Raw genomic sequence first — 15,197 nt, forward strand, 5'->3', positions numbered from 1 at the left:
AGTCTGAATTTAAACTATAATCAAACATCGTATGTAATTTTATCTCTATTTCCTTTACCTTGTTCTTTGATTAAACAATTATAGCAGTAAGAGTGTACCAGTTATACTTTTAAGTCAGGTGTCAGGTTTGAGGCTAAAATCAACAATTAATTCTATTTTTGCCTAACATCAGTTAATTTAGTACAAAAGTGCTAACATGAAATTTAAGTTATGTAAAGGATCAAGCTAAAATAAAAACAAATAATTATCAATAACAAAAGTAAAAAGAACTGTACTATGGTTCCCACTGTTTTAATAAACAATTTACAAAAATCCTACGGTTCAGTAGTAGCCGTAAAAAATATATCATTTAAAGTTCAACCAGGGGAAATTTTTGGATTACTAGGTCCTAATGGCGCAGGAAAAACAACCACAATACGCTGTCTATGTACCCTAACTAAACCAGATGCTGGGGAGATTCAAGTGTGCGGCATATCGGCAATTGAACAACCCAAAGCAGTAAGGCGTCAAATCGGCTACGTTGCCCAAGAAGTTGCCCTAGATAAAATATTAACAGGCAAAGAACTATTAGAACTACAATCGGCCCTGTACCACATACCTCGCTCTCAAGCTAAAAAAAGAGTAGAAGAATTAATCGAACTATTGGGATTAAGTGAGTATGCAGACAAAAAAACAGGTACCTACTCAGGAGGTTTACGAAGACGTTTAGATTTAGCCGCAGGGTTACTCCATAAACCTCAACTATTAGTACTCGATGAACCCACAGTGGGTTTAGATATCGAAAGTAGAATCGTAGTTTGGGATTTTTTACGTAAACTACGAGAACAAGGCACAACTGTACTGATTACCAGTCACTACCTAGAAGAAATCGACGCCCTCGCAGACCGTCTAGCTATTATAGATAAGGGTACAGTAATAGCAGAAGGAACACCAAGTCAACTAAAAGAAAAAATAGGGGGAGATCGCGTCACCTTGCGCCTCAAGGAATTTGCTACACTAGAAGAGGCACAAACCGCCAGCAATATCTTAACTAAACTACCCTTTATTCAAGAAATTATTACCAACCAAGCCCAGGGGAATTCTCTCAACTTAGTAGTTACCCCCCAAGCTAACTCCCTAAGTCAAATCGAACAAACTCTCACTGAGGCTAATTTACCTATATTTAGCTTAACCCAATCTCGCCCTAGTCTAGATGATGTGTATCTAGCAGCCACAGGTAAAACCCTTCTCGATGCTGAATTAGCAGCAATGAGTAGCAGAGATTTAAAAGCTGAGAAAAAACAACAAATGAAATAAATCTCTTTAATAAAATAAAAGCAAATATTATGAGCCAAAGTATAACCACAGAAAAATTTACCCCAAGCAATCTTGACCAAACTAACCCCATAGCAGATTTTACTCAAGAAACCCTCGCTCTAACTAAACGCCTGTTTATTCAACTCCAGCGCCGCCCCTCTACTCTAGTGGCAGGAATTATTCAACCATTTATTTGGTTAATTCTCTTTGGTGCTCTTTTTGAACAGGCACCCCAGGGAATTTTCGGTAATCAAGCTAACTATGCTCAATTTCTAGCACCAGGAATAATCGTTTTTACCGCTTTTTCTGGAGCTTTAAACGCAGGACTCCCAGTAATGTTTGATAGGGAATTCGGCTTCCTCAATCGCCTTCTAGTAGCCCCCCTAGCTTCTCGCTACTCAATTGTTGCCGCCTCTACTATCTACATAGTCGCTTTGAGCTTAATTCAAACAGCAGTAATTGTAGTGGCAAGCGCCTTTGTGGGTGCAGGATTCCCAAGTGTAGCTGGATTAGCAACAATCGCTCTAATTGTACTTTTGATTGTTTTAGCAGTGACTGCCCTCAGTCTCGGTTTAGCTTTTGCCCTACCAGGACATATTGAGCTAATTGCGATAATCTTTGTAGCTAACTTACCTCTGTTATTTGCTAGTACAGCTTTAGCACCCCTAGACTTTATGGCTAAATGGTTACAGGTAATTGCTTTAGCTAATCCCCTAACCTACGCTATTGAACCAATTCGCTATCTCTATCTTAATCAAGATTGGAGCTTCACTAGTACTGTTTTAGCATCTCCTTGGTTTTCTACTAGCTTTAATCAAGTCCTCTTGATTCTTGTTATATTTGATGCTGTTGCTCTTTTGGCAATTCAACCTCTCCTCCGTCGTCGTTTTTCATAAAAAAACTATGCTAACTAAGTTACTCCCTACCCTCGCCATACATTCTCTATCTGTGGCTGCTTGTTTAGCTTTGATTACTCCATGTTTAGCCCAGGTTAATCCGAATTCTAATACAGATGGCTTTCAAAGCAATGAATATGATCCCCTCACTGGAAGTTCTGGATTAAATCCCATGGACTTAATTCGCCGTGCTACTATGGGTGAAATTCGTAGTCCAGAAGAATTTAGAGAGGATAGCAACGAAAATATTAATAATGCTGCTAACGACTTTAAACAGCAACAGCAGGAATTACTCAATAATCAAAACTCAGAGTAATTAGCATTTCAATTGGGGAGATCGCTTTTTATCATATTACTCTAGTTTGAAGCTAGGCTGTTATTGGCGATCTCCCCAATTAATATTGATCAAGATACTCCAAAGCTAGTTGCTGTCTCAAACTAGATTGACTAAATTTAGCTAAAGTCTCCTCCCGTAACCACTGAGGATTAATATTTTGATCCCCACACCGAAGAATATCAACACAAGCTTTAGCTACAGCAAGAGGATCCCGATGAGGTACTTGTTTACCTAAACGGCCATCCTGCAAGGGATCTGCTGACCCATCAGCATCTCCTGCTATCACAGGAATCCCTGAAGCTAAAGCCTCTAAATAAACTATACCGAAACCTTCTTGAGAAGGCATCACATAAATATCGGCAACTCGATAATGATCTGGTAATTCTGAATTAGGAATAAATCCAGCAAAAACCACCTGCTTATCTACCCCTAATTCTGCTGCTAACTTTGCTAAACGGGGTTGATCATCCCCTCTACCAATGATTAAATATTTAACTTGGGGATATTGTTCTAAAATTGTGGGTAAGGCACGAATAGTCACATCTACACCCTTATAGATATCTCCTGACCATAAACGCGCTACCGTCATTAATACCTTATTTTCACCTAAGTTATATTTATCTATCAAGGCTTTTGGCTTCTCACCAGGAGTAAAGCGATCGCCATCCACCACACAGGGTAAAATTTTTACCTTTTCAGGTTTAATTTGATTGGCTTCACAAAGGCGATCGCGACTATAACGACTAATTGTCCAAATTCCTGTGGCTTTTTGTAAACTTAGACGTTTAATCCTATTCAGAGGCGACCACACTTCTTTCCCATAAGTTAAAACAGTATAGGGTATTTTTAGAGGTAAACAGAGACTAGCAATTAAGGGGGTTAAATTAATATGACCACAGTATACATGATCTGGTTTTTGAGTAACTAAACTTAACAATAACCGAGAAGCTAGATTTAAACGATCTTGCCATGGTTTTGCCGCTTGGCAATAATGAAAATCCAAAGATGTATTAACCAAAGGATTATTACATCCCTCCCCATCTCTCAGCAAAAATATCTTGCCTTGGTAGTCTTTCTCCGGTAAAGATGAATAGGCAGCTAGTAAATCTTGGACATAAGATTGTATTCCCCCCTCGCTGCTAAACACTTCTATAAAAATAAATAAATGTTTGTATTGCTGTTTCACTAACGCTAAACTTATAATTAAACTAAAAGTTAATTTGATTTGGCAAAATTTATTGATTTAGGAACAAATTAGATGCCAACTCACCAAATTTTATGTCTAGCTAACTCTGATAAACACCTAGGTAGATGTATTGCTGGCTTAAGACAGGATGGTAAAGGTTGGATTCGTCCAGTTTCAACTAGAGATGATGGTACTCTATTTAGTCAAGATTATCAACTTTCTGATGATGATGAACCACTACCTTTAGATATTATCGAAATCGACCTCATTAAACCATCTCCACAACCCCATCACCCAGAAAATTGGTTATTTAATCCTCAACCTTGGCGTCTATGTCATCGTTTCAATCGCCACTCTTCTCAGGAAAAACAAAAGATTAGAGACTTTCTCGAATCTGTAGCTGTATCCCCTCCCTATTTATTTAATGATTTTGACAAAAAAATTAAATATAGTTATTTGCTTGACAATCCACCCTCTGCATCTTTAATTTTGGTTAAACCAGAAAATCTTAACTTCAAAGTTATTGAATTAGTAGATTCTTGGAAATTAAAAGCTAGTTTTACTCTGCAAAATTGTCCCTACTGTTTATCAGTGACAGATCCAATTTTTAAGCAAAAAATTCAACATTTGCCTGATGGTAACTACCCTATACATAGCTTAAGTTTACCAGATTTTAATCCTGATTGGGTTTTTTTTACTATTAGTTTAAGCGAACCCTATGAAGAATATTGTTATAAACTAGTAGCAGCAGTTATTTCTGTATAGTTTTTTTCATGGAATTATATACAATTGGCCATTCTAATTTAACTATAGATGCTTTTATTCAACTCTTACACCAATATCAGATTACTGCCATAGCTGATGTGCGATCGCATCCCTATAGTCGCTATTTACCCCATTTTAATCAGGGAAATTTGCAAGCCAAACTAGAACAAGAAAATATTAAATATATTTTTCTCGGTCAAGAATTAGGCGCTAGACCCAATAATTCTGATTGTTATGTTAATGGTAAAGCATTATATGCTAAAATAGCAGCAACTCCAGAATTTTCTCAGGGAATTAAACGTCTTATTGCTGGATTAAATAATTATAAAATTGCCCTGATGTGTGCAGAAAAAGACCCTATTAATTGTCATCGCGCTGTATTAATTTGTCAACAATTAAAAGAAAAAAAATTAGATATATTCCATATATTGCCCCAAGGAAAATTAGAAAATCATGATAAGTTTGAACAAAGGTTATTAAAACTTCATAAGTTAATTGAAGACTTTAACCAATTAAATATTGTTGATTATCTTAATCATTCTGGAGAGAATAAAAAAGAACTAATTAGACAAGCTTATAATCGTCAAGGAGAAAAAATTGCCTATCAAACTAAAAAAAAAATCAAACTACTAACTATAGGATTTACCAAAAAAACAGCTCAAGAATTCTTTGAACTCTTGATAAATAATCAAGTAAAAACAGTAATAGATACCAGATTAAACAATGTTTCTCAACTAGCTGGATTTACCAAAAAGAAAGATTTAGCTTATTTTCTCAAAAAAATAGCTCAGATTGAATATTATCATCGAACAGAATTAGCACCAACTCAAGAGATTTTAACAGAATATAAAAAGAATCAAGATAACTGGCCGATTTATCAGGAAAAATTCATAAAATTGTTAGAAAAAAGAAAAATTGAACAAGTATTAAATCGAGAAATGTTAAATAATAGTTGTTTATTGTGTAGTGAAGCGAAACCTCACTTTTGTCATCGTCGTTTAGTAGCAGAGTATTTACAAGAAAAATGGGGTGAAGTGGAGATTATTCACTTATAGTTGTAGATATAGCAGTAGTTCGTGTTAACGATATTTAGATTTACAGATCCCCCCAACCCCCCTTACCAAGGGGTGCTTTTCATAATAACTGTAAACATCTATTTGCTCATTGCTATAATTTATTTTGTACCCAAAAAAGAGGTAAATTAAAAGTTGATAAAATTGTAGGTTGGGCCCTTGGAACGAAACCCAACAAACCCCAGGGAAATTAATTAACTATGGAGAGAAAAGAGAATTGATATGAATCAAAAAAAACAAATAAAAGTAGGAGTAGTGGGAACAGGATTTGGGTCAAAAATACATATACCAGGATTACAACAACATCCCCAAACTGAAGTAATTGCAGTATACCATCGGGAAGCAGAAACCGCAAAAGCGATCGCCAAATCCCAGAATATCCCCTTTGCTTGTACACAACTAGAAGAAATGTTAGCCTTAGGAGAGATTGAAGCAATTACCTTAGCAACTCCTCCCTTTTTACACTACGAAATGGGAAAAAAAATTATCACAGCTAAAAAACATCTGTTGTTAGAAAAACCTATGACTCTCAATGTAGCTGAAGTAAAAGAGTTACATCAACTAGCCAAACAACATCAAGTAATTGTGGTTCCTGATTTTGAATTTCGCTTCATTCCCGCTTGGCAATTACTAGCAGAATATTTAGCCGCAGGATATGTAGGCAAAAAATATTTAATCAAAGTAGATTGGTTAGTAGCAAGTAGGGCTAATCCAGAACGTCCTTGGAATTGGTATTCCCGTAAAGATTTAGGGGGTGGAGTTTTGGGTGCGATTGGTTCTCATTGCTTTGACTATATTAACTGGTTATTTGGTCCTGTGCAAAGATTATCTGGTTATTTAGCCTCTGCTATTCAACAACGTCCTGATTTAAAAGCTGGAGGAGAGTTAAAGGTTGTAGATAGCGACGATACTAATTTAATCTTACTGGAGTTAGCCGATGGTACTCCCTGTCAAATTTCCCTATCTTCAGTGACAAACAATGGTAGAGGACATTGGTTAGAAGTCTATGGGGATAAGGGTACTCTGGTTTTGGGTAGTAATAACCTCAAAGATTATGTTCACGGTTTTCGACTATGGGAGGCATTACCAGATAAAACCTTGACAGAGGTAGAAATACCCAAACGTTTAGCTTTTCCTCAGGTTTTCACCGATGGACGTTTAGCCCCTTTTATTAGAGTAGTAGATCATTGGGTAAAGTGTATAGAAGCAGATCAAGTTTCTGCTCCTTCTTTAGCTGAAGGAGTATATTCTCAATTACTTATGGATTTAACTCATCAATCTCATCAACAGCGAACTTGGGTAGACGTTCCTCAACTCACATCTTGCATCTATACCTAATGTTACTGGTTGTTGTTGAGTAATGAGTTTTGAAGTAATGAGTAATGAGTTTTGAAGTAAGAAGTCTTGAAGTCTTGAAGTCTCGAATTCTTGAAGTCTTGAAGTCTCGAAGTTATGAGTTATAGCATTTCAAAGGACTCATGAGGTTGTACCTAACTCTCTTGCCTCCTGCTCCCGTGCTCCGGTGCTCCCTGCTCCCGTGCTCCGGTGCTCCCGTGCTCCGGTGCTCCCGTGCTCCGGTGCTCCCTGCCTCCCTGCTCCCTGCACCCTGCACCCTGCACCCTGCACCCTGCCTCCTGCCTCGGAGCCTCCTGCCTCCTGTTACTCATTACTTCAAGACTCATTATTCATCCACCACGAGTAACATTAGGTATAGATGCTTTGGTGTGAGGTAGATATCATCATGGCAGAAAAAGTGTTAAGATTTTTAACAAAGAAACATTAATAAATCTTAACAAAAGGTGCGATCGCCTTATGAAAGCACAACTTACCCAGGGAAATGTCACCAAAACTCTACTCCAATTAACCATACCAATGATTTGGGGAGTATTTGCCGTTATCTTTTTTAACTTAGTAGATACCTATTTTGTGGGCAAATTAGGTACAACTCAACTAGCGGCAATGAGTTTCACCTTTCCGGTGGTGATGATACTCGGAAGCATGGCTATTGGTTTAGGAATTGGTGCCTCTTCGGTAATTGCCCGTGCCATTGGCGAAGGTAACACAGATAGAGTCAAATATTTAACAACCAACAGTCTTTTACTCTCAATCTTAATTGTCAGTGTAGCTGTAATCATAGGATTAGCGACAATTGACCCTATTTTTACTCTTCTTGGTGCTGACGCACAAACTCTTCCCCTAATTAGAGAATATATGACTATTTGGTACTTGGGAATGATTTGTCTAGTAGTACCGATGGTAGGTAACAGTGCTATAAGAGCATCTGGCGATACTTTTACTCCTAGTATCATTATGATGATAGCAGGATTTATAAATATTATTCTCGACCCTATATTTATATTTGGTTGGGGTTTTATCCCCCCTCTCGGCTTAAAAGGAGCAGCTTTAGCCACAGTAATTTCCCGCGCTATTACTTTGGTTGCCTCTATTTATTTACTCCACTTTCGTCTTAACTTAATTACCTGGAAGCTTCCCCATCCTCGTCAAGCGTGGCGTTGTTGGCAGTCAATTTTAGCAGTGGGTTTACCTGCGGCGGGTACTAATATGATTAATCCTATTTCTATTGGAATTATTACTAGTTTGATTGCTACTTATAACCCAGAAGCTGTAGCAGGATTTGGAGTTGCTACCCGGATTGAATCCTTCTCTATTATTGGTTTAATGGCTTTATCTGCTGGGATAGGTCCTTTTGTGGGACAAAACTGGGGTGCTAAGGAATATCAGCGAGTTAGAGAGGCTTTGAATATCAGTATCAACTTATGTGTCGCTTGGGGACTATTTATCTGGATTGCCTTAGTAATAGCGGCGCCTAATCTCGCTAAACTATTTAACCCAGACCCCCAAGTGGTTGATGTTGCTTCAATGTATCTGCGTTTAGTTTCTATTAGTTATATAGGATATGGGGTAATTTTGGTTTCTAGTGCTGTTTTCAACGCTTTGGGTAGACCGACATCTTCTTTAGTTTTAATTGTCAGTAGGATGCTAGTTCTCTATCTTCCCCTTGCTTATTTGGGTAGTTGGCTATTAGGACTCAAAGGGATTTTTCTGGCTGCAACCTTTGCTAATCTAGTTGTAGGAGTAATGGCCTTTTTCCTAGAGAGAAAAATTAGTCCCCCTAACTCTCCTCATAAGGCTATCCTTTATAAGGAACTCACCAAACCCTTGTATAGCTCCGGGAGCACCGGAGCACGGGAGCAGGGGTGCAATAAACTTACTCAAAATTGCCAGCGAAAGCGGAGAGCGCCTTAGAGGCTGTTTTTTGGTCAATAATCTTGAGTTATTGGGAGGCGCTCTCCGCCACTTCATAAGTTATTTGTGACCCCAAACCATTAACTGGTAAAGGCTGGCAATTTTGAGCAGGTTTTCTCTCGCGGAGAGGGATTTTCAGTAAAATTACTTAAGTTGTGGATAAAATGTATATTACTATACATTAATTTCTTAGACAAAATCTCAAAAAGCACTGATACACAAGTTGGTGTTTTTGTCAAGTTTTATGTTAAGAAAGATGTTTATAAAGGATAGCACCATTGATGAGGGTATTTACTCATTACTTATTACTTCAAAACTCATTACTCAAAAGGGCGATCGCTCTCACATATTTATACTAGAAGTAGACTGATGGCGATCGCACTTAAAACAAACTCTTATCAAAAAGACCAAAATTGACTAGATTTATCTATGACCAATTCAGTAAAGACTATTTAGAAACACTCTTACTCCCTTATGGAGAAGTAGTAGTCTCCAAACAAGTATCAGGAGAAATCAGAGAAATAGACCTTTATTTTGTGCCCAATTCTGACAAGTTACCCAGTAATCTAGGAATATTGAGCAAAATAGCCAGTAAACCTTGCTTATTAGAACCATACCGTAATCCGGTAACCAAAGAAGAAATAACAGACTGTATCTTAAAACTATTAGTAGTCAGAAAACAAATAAATAGAGAAGCAAAAAGAAATCAACCACAATTATTAAACTCCCCTAATCTGTGGATTCTTACCCCAACAGCCTCTTCCAGAATTTTAGGAGAATTTAAGGCAGAAGAAAAAGATGACTGGGGGAATGGAATTTATTTCTTAGCTTCAGAATTAAAAACAGCAATAGTCGTGATTCATCAACTGTCGGTAACAGCAGAAACATTGTGGTTAAGACTGTTGGGAAGAGGAAAAACTCAACAACAAGCTATAGAAGAATTAGTCAACCTACCAGAAGGGAATAGATTAAAATCAGATATATTGGAGGTACTATTTACACTGCAAAAAAACTTAGAAATAAATACACAAAGCAGAGAAACAGAAGAGAGGGAATTAATCATGAGACTAGCGCCATTATATCAAGAAGATAGAGCCAAAGCCAAACAAGAAGGGGAATTTAATATTATCTTACGTATATTACAGCGAAAATTAGGTAATATAAACCCAGAAGTAACGGAGAGAATTCGCCAACTAAATCAAGAATCGATAGAAAAACTAGCAGAAGAATTATTAGCTTTTCATAGTTATGAAGATTTAGAAAGCTGGCTAAGAGAAGAAACCAATAAATAATTAAACTTTCATTAAAAAAACAGCACTTCGCGATCGCTCTCACATATTTATACTAGAAGTAGATTGATGGCGATCGCACTTAAAACAAACTCTTATCAAAAATACCAAAATTGACTAGATTTATTGGTACTCAACCCAACATTAATTTATTGCTGTCAGAAGTAGGGTGCGAAGCGCCCGAAGGGCGTAACGCACCAAATTATCTTAGAAACCAACACAGAGAGCAGGGGAGAAAGAGGGTGTTTAAGTATTTGCATCAATATCCCAGAATATAAATAATTAAACGGATTTGATATTCATTATGAGACTAGCGCCCTTATATTAATCATATATTTATACTAGAAGTAGATTGAGAAGATCGCACTTAAAACAAACTCTTATCAAAAATACCAAAATTGACTAGATTTATTGGTACTCAACCCAACATTAATTTATTGCTGTCAGAAGTAGGGTGCGAAGCGCCCGAAGGGCGTAACGCACCAAATTATCTTAGAAACCAACACAGAGAGCAGGGGAGAAAGAGGGTGTTTAAGTATTTGCATCAATATCCCAGAATATAAATAATTAAACGGATTTGATATTCATTATGAGACTAGCGCCATTATATCAAGAAGATAGAGCCAAAGCCAAACAAGAAGGGGAATTTAATATTATCTTACGTATATTACAGCGAAAATTAGGTAATATAAACCCAGAAGTAACGGAGAGAATTCGCCAACTAAATCAAGAATCGATAGAAAAACTAGCAGAAGAATTATTAGCTTTTCATAGTTATGAAGATTTAGAAAGCTGGCTAAGAGAAGAAACCAATAAATAATTAAACTTTGATTAAAAAAACAGCACTTCGCGATCGCTCTTACATATTTATACTAGAAGTAGATTGATGGCGATCGCTTATCTTAAAATTAGGTTATAAGAAACAAAACACATTTATATATATATTTATACTAAATATTTCGGATTGGGGCTTCGCTAAGTGCAGCACAAAAAAGTCAACTATAGTAAATAAAATAATTATGGATAAATCAGAGCTATTAGAAAACCTAGAGAAACTAACTCCACCACAGTTTAACCGTTTAATTTATATTTTAAATGCCCCTGTAGAACTCTTACCATCTTCAGACAAACCCCAAACAGAAAGAGCAATTGCTTTATTAAAGTTAGCTGAATCATCTGACTCAAGAGGGATTAGTTTAGAAAAGATAGAGAAAGCTTCAAAAACTGAAGAAATTATCTTCACAAAAATAATTCATAACTTACCTAAAAGCGGTGTACCCAAATTTGTTGGGAGACAACAAGCCTGGTCACAACTAGACACAGAATTACAAACCGCCACCCGAATAGCCATCACTACCGTCACAGGTATGGGAGGTATTGGTAAAACCGAACTAGCCCTACAATATGCCCTAGCCGCAAAAGAAAGAACACTTCAGAATATTTATACAGGCGGTATTTGTTGGCTGAATATCGCCGATACAGGTAATTTAGCTACACAGATACTCAACTTCGCCAAAAACTATCTACAAATTCCCATCCCCGATGAAGGAGAAGAAACAGAAAGAATCCAACTCTGTTGGCATAAATGGCCCTCAGGAGATACTCTAATTATCTTTGATGATGTGCGAGATTATCAACAGATTCACAACTTTTTACCCCCTCAAGATAAGCGTTTCAAAGTAATTATCACCACCAGAGTGCAAAGACTGGCAGATAATCTGCGAGTAGTAGCATTAGAAGTATTAGAAGAACAACCAGCATTAGAATTAATTAAATCTTTTATTGGTGAAGACAGGGTAAATAGTCAACTAGAAGCAGCTAAAGCCCTCTGTGAAGACCTGGGTTACTTACCCCTGGGATTAGAATTAGTGGCCAAATTCCTCAAACGTCGAAATAAGTGGACTATAGAGAAAATGCGCCAGCGCTTACAAGCAGAACCACTCAATGCTAAATTCCTAGAGGAAACTAGTATAGAAATGACCGCAACCAAAGGAGTAAAAGCAGCCTTTGAGATTACATGGTCAGAATTACCAGAAACAGCCCAAAACCTGGGAAGATATCTAAGTCTGTTTGCCCTAGCACCAATTCCTGATAATTTGATTCAAGGAATCAGTGAAATAGAAGATGAAGATGAATTAGAGGAAATAGTAGAAGACTATTTAGTAAACTTCAGTCTACTGGAAGACCAGGGAGAATCGAACTATCAAATACATACTCTGATTCGTCAGTATTTGAGAGATAAATTAGAAGCATCTCCATTAGCGGTGACTGCTAAAGAAAGGTACTGTCAATTGATGATAAGTTTAGCTAAAGAAATCCCCTATACCTCCACTCAACAGCAGATAAAAGCAATTAGTCCTTGGATACCCCATCTGGAAATAGTACCAGAGGAACTAGGGGAAAATATAGAAGATGAGAATTTAATCTGGCCTTATGTAGGATTAGGGCATTTTTACCAAGGGCAAGGACTTTATCAATCGGCAGAACCTTGGTATAAGCACTGTGTATCAATTACTGAAGAAAGATTAGGTACTGACCACCCATACCTAGCCACTAGCCTCAATAATTTGGCACTTTTGTACCTATATCAGGGACGCTACAGTGAGGCTGAACCTCTCTTTATCCGCGCCCTAGAACTAAGAGAAAGGCGGCTGGATGCTGACCACCCTGATGTAGCCACTAGCCTCAATAATTTGGCCCTTTTGTACCTATATCAGGGACGCTACAGTGAGGCTGAACCTCTCTTTATCCGCGCCCTAAAACTCTATGAAAGGCGGCTGGGTGCTGACCACCCTCATGTAGCCACTAGCCTCAATAATTTGGCCAATTTGTACCGAAGTCAGGGACGCTACGGTGAGGCTGAACCTCTCTATATCCGCGCCCTAGAACTAAGAGAAAGGCTGCTGGGTGCTGACCACCCTGATGTAGCCACTAGCCTCAATAATTTGGCCAATTTGTACCGAAGTCAGGGACGCGACAGTGAGGCACAACCTCTCTATATCCGCGCCCTAGAACTTATTGAAAGGCTGCTGGGTGCTGACCACCCATACCTAGCCACTAGCCTCCATAATTTGGCCAATTTGTACGAAAGTCAGGGACGCTACAGTGAGGCAGAACCTCTCTATATCCGCGCCCTAGAACTCTATGAAAGGCTGCTGGGTGCTGACCACCCATACCTAGCCACTAGCATCAATAATTTGGCCAATTTGTACGAAAGTCAGGGACGCTACAGTGAGGCAGAACCTCTCTATATCCGCGCCCTAGAACTAAGAGAAAGGCTGCTGGGTGCTGACCACCCTGATGTAGCCACTAGCCTCAATAATTTGGCACTTTTGTACCGAAATCAGGGACGCTACAGTGAGGCTGAACCTCTCTATACTAGAGCTATAGCCATTGCGACAGAAACCTTAGGAGAAAATCATCCTAATACTCAAACTATCATTACTAACTATCAACAAATGCTTGACAAAAAGTGAGCACCGCGAGAAGTTTGTAGGTTGGGTTGAGGAACGAAACCCAACATTAATTTTATTACCTTCCACTTTGCTTGTTGGGTTGCACGACCTTTTACCTCACATCTTGCATCAAAACCCAAATGTTACTGGTTGGGGTTGAGTAATGAGTAATGAGTAATCAGTAATGAGTTAAAGAATTAATGCGATCGCGCTTAAAAATTGGTTGACCTTTGCATCTTAGACTAAAGAGAAATGAACTTTTTCTGAGGTTAATTTAGTACAGAAGTACTGGTGGAAGATGTGAGTTTTACCCAACCTACAATTTATTAATTGTCTTTCTTGACAATTATCTAGTCATTGAGTTATACTATCTGTATGGGTGAACTCGCCCCTATTGTAGTATAAAGTAATAATAAAATAGTCAAGAGAGCGATCGCTCAAAAAGGGCGACTTGGCGATCGCTGCGGATCTCTCCCAAAATCCCTTAACAAAATATCAAAGATCACTTGTAGGATGCGAAGTAAGAAATGTAACGCACCATTAATTATCTTGTATTCAGAAGCTTACCTGTTTAATTAGTAAAAATAATCCGAAAGTTCCCCTGTTGCTTTCTTTCGATAACTTGGTGCGTTACGCCCTTCGGGCTAACACACCCTACTCTGACTCAATAATTTAGCTGGTTTGTACCTATATCAGGGACGCTACAGTGAGGCAGAACCTCTCTATATCCGCGCCCTAGAAGTAACAGAAAGGCTGCTGGGTCCTGACCACCCTAATGTAGCAACTAGCCTCAATAATTTGGCTGGTTTGTACGGAAGTCAGGGACGCTACAGTGAGGCAGAACCTCTCTATACTAGAGCTATAGCCATTGCTAGGTTAACCTTAGGAGAAAATCACCCTCATACTCAAACTATGATTAGTAACTATCAACAAATGATTTTAGAATTTTTGCTTCAATTACCGGAAGAAGAATTAAAAGCAATGGTCTCTGAGGAGATTTATCAAGAAATTATCAGAATTAAACAATCATCTCAATAGTTTGTAGTTTGTAGGTTGGGTTGAGGAACGAAACCCAACATTAATTTTATTACCGTCCACTTTGCTTGTTGGATTGCACGACCTTTTACCCAACCTATAATTGATTACTTTCTTCCTTGACAATTATCTAGTCATTAAGTTATGATATTCGTATGGGGGAGTTCGCCCATAGTGTAGTACAATACGTTTAATTAGATAGTCGTAGTTTAGGCGGTCGCCAAAAGAGCCATTAAAATCATGTCCGCTTATATACTTATGATTAAAATAGCTCCGGGAGAAAGAAGGTTTTTAAATATTTGCATCAATATCCTAAATGATAACTAATTAAATTATGGTTACTCCCTCAGATTGATAGGGCTAAAGCCCTACTACAAACTTAGATGGTTGGGTTTCGTTACCAAGGGCCCAACCTACAGTATATAATATAAAACTACATCTGCTTTCTCCTGTGCTCCCGTGCTCCCGGAGCTATACAAGGGTTTGGTGAGTTGCTTATAAAGGATAGGTTAACTAAGGGGCAACCTACAGGTTACAGGCTACCTTCTTACTCATTACTCATTACTCATTACTCATTACTCATTACTCATTACTCATT

The 15,197-nt window shown here is 38.0% G+C and carries 12 protein-coding genes; 11 read left to right on the top strand and 1 reads right to left on the bottom strand.

Annotated features, from left to right (window positions below; all coding sequences use genetic code 11):
- Window positions 1–276: 276 nt before the first annotated feature.
- The 3 genes from MW688_RS03605 to MW688_RS03615 are packed head-to-tail and all read left to right on the top strand — an operon-like array spanning window position 277 to window position 2,508.
- Window positions 277–1,296: an ABC transporter ATP-binding protein gene (locus MW688_RS03605; protein ID WP_486734553.1), complete on the top strand. Its 1,020-nt coding sequence runs from the start codon at window positions 277–279 to the stop codon at window positions 1,294–1,296.
- 29 nt (window positions 1,297–1,325) lie between these two features.
- Complete coding sequence (locus MW688_RS03610) at window positions 1,326–2,192, top strand: ABC transporter permease (protein ID WP_486734554.1); 867 nt, start codon at window positions 1,326–1,328, stop codon at window positions 2,190–2,192.
- A gap of 7 nt (window positions 2,193–2,199) precedes the next feature.
- The gene (locus MW688_RS03615; protein WP_486734555.1) at window positions 2,200–2,508 is read left to right on the top strand and encodes a hypothetical protein; all 309 of its coding nucleotides are present in this window, start codon (window positions 2,200–2,202) and stop codon (window positions 2,506–2,508) included.
- A gap of 79 nt (window positions 2,509–2,587) precedes the next feature.
- Here the strand turns inward: MW688_RS03615 and MW688_RS03620 are convergent, their stop codons facing one another.
- Window positions 2,588–3,715 (bottom strand): glycosyltransferase family 4 protein, encoded by a 1,128-nt coding sequence (locus MW688_RS03620; protein WP_486734556.1) that lies wholly within the window; start codon window positions 3,713–3,715, stop codon window positions 2,588–2,590.
- A gap of 72 nt (window positions 3,716–3,787) precedes the next feature.
- Between MW688_RS03620 and MW688_RS03625 the strand changes: the two genes are divergently transcribed.
- The 8 genes from MW688_RS03625 to MW688_RS03660 all read left to right on the top strand — a co-directional run bounded on the left by MW688_RS03625 (window position 3,788) and on the right by MW688_RS03660 (window position 14,602).
- A complete protein-coding gene (locus MW688_RS03625) occupies window positions 3,788–4,480 on the top strand; it encodes a dual OB domain-containing protein (RefSeq protein ID WP_486734557.1) in 693 nt (230 codons plus the stop codon).
- 8 nt (window positions 4,481–4,488) lie between these two features.
- The gene (locus tag MW688_RS03630; RefSeq protein WP_486734558.1) at window positions 4,489–5,535 is read left to right on the top strand and encodes a DUF488 domain-containing protein; all 1,047 of its coding nucleotides are present in this window, start codon (window positions 4,489–4,491) and stop codon (window positions 5,533–5,535) included.
- 240 nt (window positions 5,536–5,775) lie between these two features.
- Entirely contained in the window at window positions 5,776–6,891 is a 1,116-nt protein-coding gene (locus MW688_RS03635) for a Gfo/Idh/MocA family protein (protein ID WP_486734559.1), read from the top strand.
- Between the two features lie 474 nt (window positions 6,892–7,365).
- Complete coding sequence (locus MW688_RS03640; RefSeq protein ID WP_486734560.1) at window positions 7,366–8,820, top strand: MATE family efflux transporter; 1,455 nt, start codon at window positions 7,366–7,368, stop codon at window positions 8,818–8,820.
- A gap of 413 nt (window positions 8,821–9,233) precedes the next feature.
- Window positions 9,234–10,112: a DUF4351 domain-containing protein gene (locus tag MW688_RS03645; protein WP_486734561.1), complete on the top strand. Its 879-nt coding sequence runs from the start codon at window positions 9,234–9,236 to the stop codon at window positions 10,110–10,112.
- Between the two features lie 586 nt (window positions 10,113–10,698).
- Window positions 10,699–10,929 (top strand): DUF4351 domain-containing protein, encoded by a 231-nt coding sequence (locus MW688_RS03650; protein ID WP_486734562.1) that lies wholly within the window; start codon window positions 10,699–10,701, stop codon window positions 10,927–10,929.
- Between the two features lie 199 nt (window positions 10,930–11,128).
- Window positions 11,129–13,585, top strand: a complete 2,457-nt coding sequence (locus MW688_RS03655) for a tetratricopeptide repeat protein (RefSeq protein ID WP_486734563.1) — start codon at window positions 11,129–11,131, stop codon at window positions 13,583–13,585.
- Between the two features lie 660 nt (window positions 13,586–14,245).
- Complete coding sequence (locus tag MW688_RS03660; protein WP_486734564.1) at window positions 14,246–14,602, top strand: tetratricopeptide repeat protein; 357 nt, start codon at window positions 14,246–14,248, stop codon at window positions 14,600–14,602.
- Window positions 14,603–15,197 lie beyond the last annotated feature (595 nt).

The organism is Johannesbaptistia floridana (assembly GCF_057440575.1).

Coding starts and splice junctions, on each gene's coding strand:
- MW688_RS03605 (WP_486734553.1), top strand. CDS start 277: ATGGTTCCCACTGTTTTAATAAACAATTTACAAAAATCCTACGGTTCA.
- MW688_RS03610 (WP_486734554.1), top strand. CDS start 1,326: ATGAGCCAAAGTATAACCACAGAAAAATTTACCCCAAGCAATCTTGAC.
- MW688_RS03615 (WP_486734555.1), top strand. CDS start 2,200: ATGCTAACTAAGTTACTCCCTACCCTCGCCATACATTCTCTATCTGTG.
- MW688_RS03625 (WP_486734557.1), top strand. CDS start 3,788: ATGCCAACTCACCAAATTTTATGTCTAGCTAACTCTGATAAACACCTA.
- MW688_RS03630 (WP_486734558.1), top strand. CDS start 4,489: ATGGAATTATATACAATTGGCCATTCTAATTTAACTATAGATGCTTTT.
- MW688_RS03635 (WP_486734559.1), top strand. CDS start 5,776: ATGAATCAAAAAAAACAAATAAAAGTAGGAGTAGTGGGAACAGGATTT.
- MW688_RS03640 (WP_486734560.1), top strand. CDS start 7,366: ATGAAAGCACAACTTACCCAGGGAAATGTCACCAAAACTCTACTCCAA.
- MW688_RS03650 (WP_486734562.1), top strand. CDS start 10,699: ATGAGACTAGCGCCATTATATCAAGAAGATAGAGCCAAAGCCAAACAA.
- MW688_RS03655 (WP_486734563.1), top strand. CDS start 11,129: ATGGATAAATCAGAGCTATTAGAAAACCTAGAGAAACTAACTCCACCA.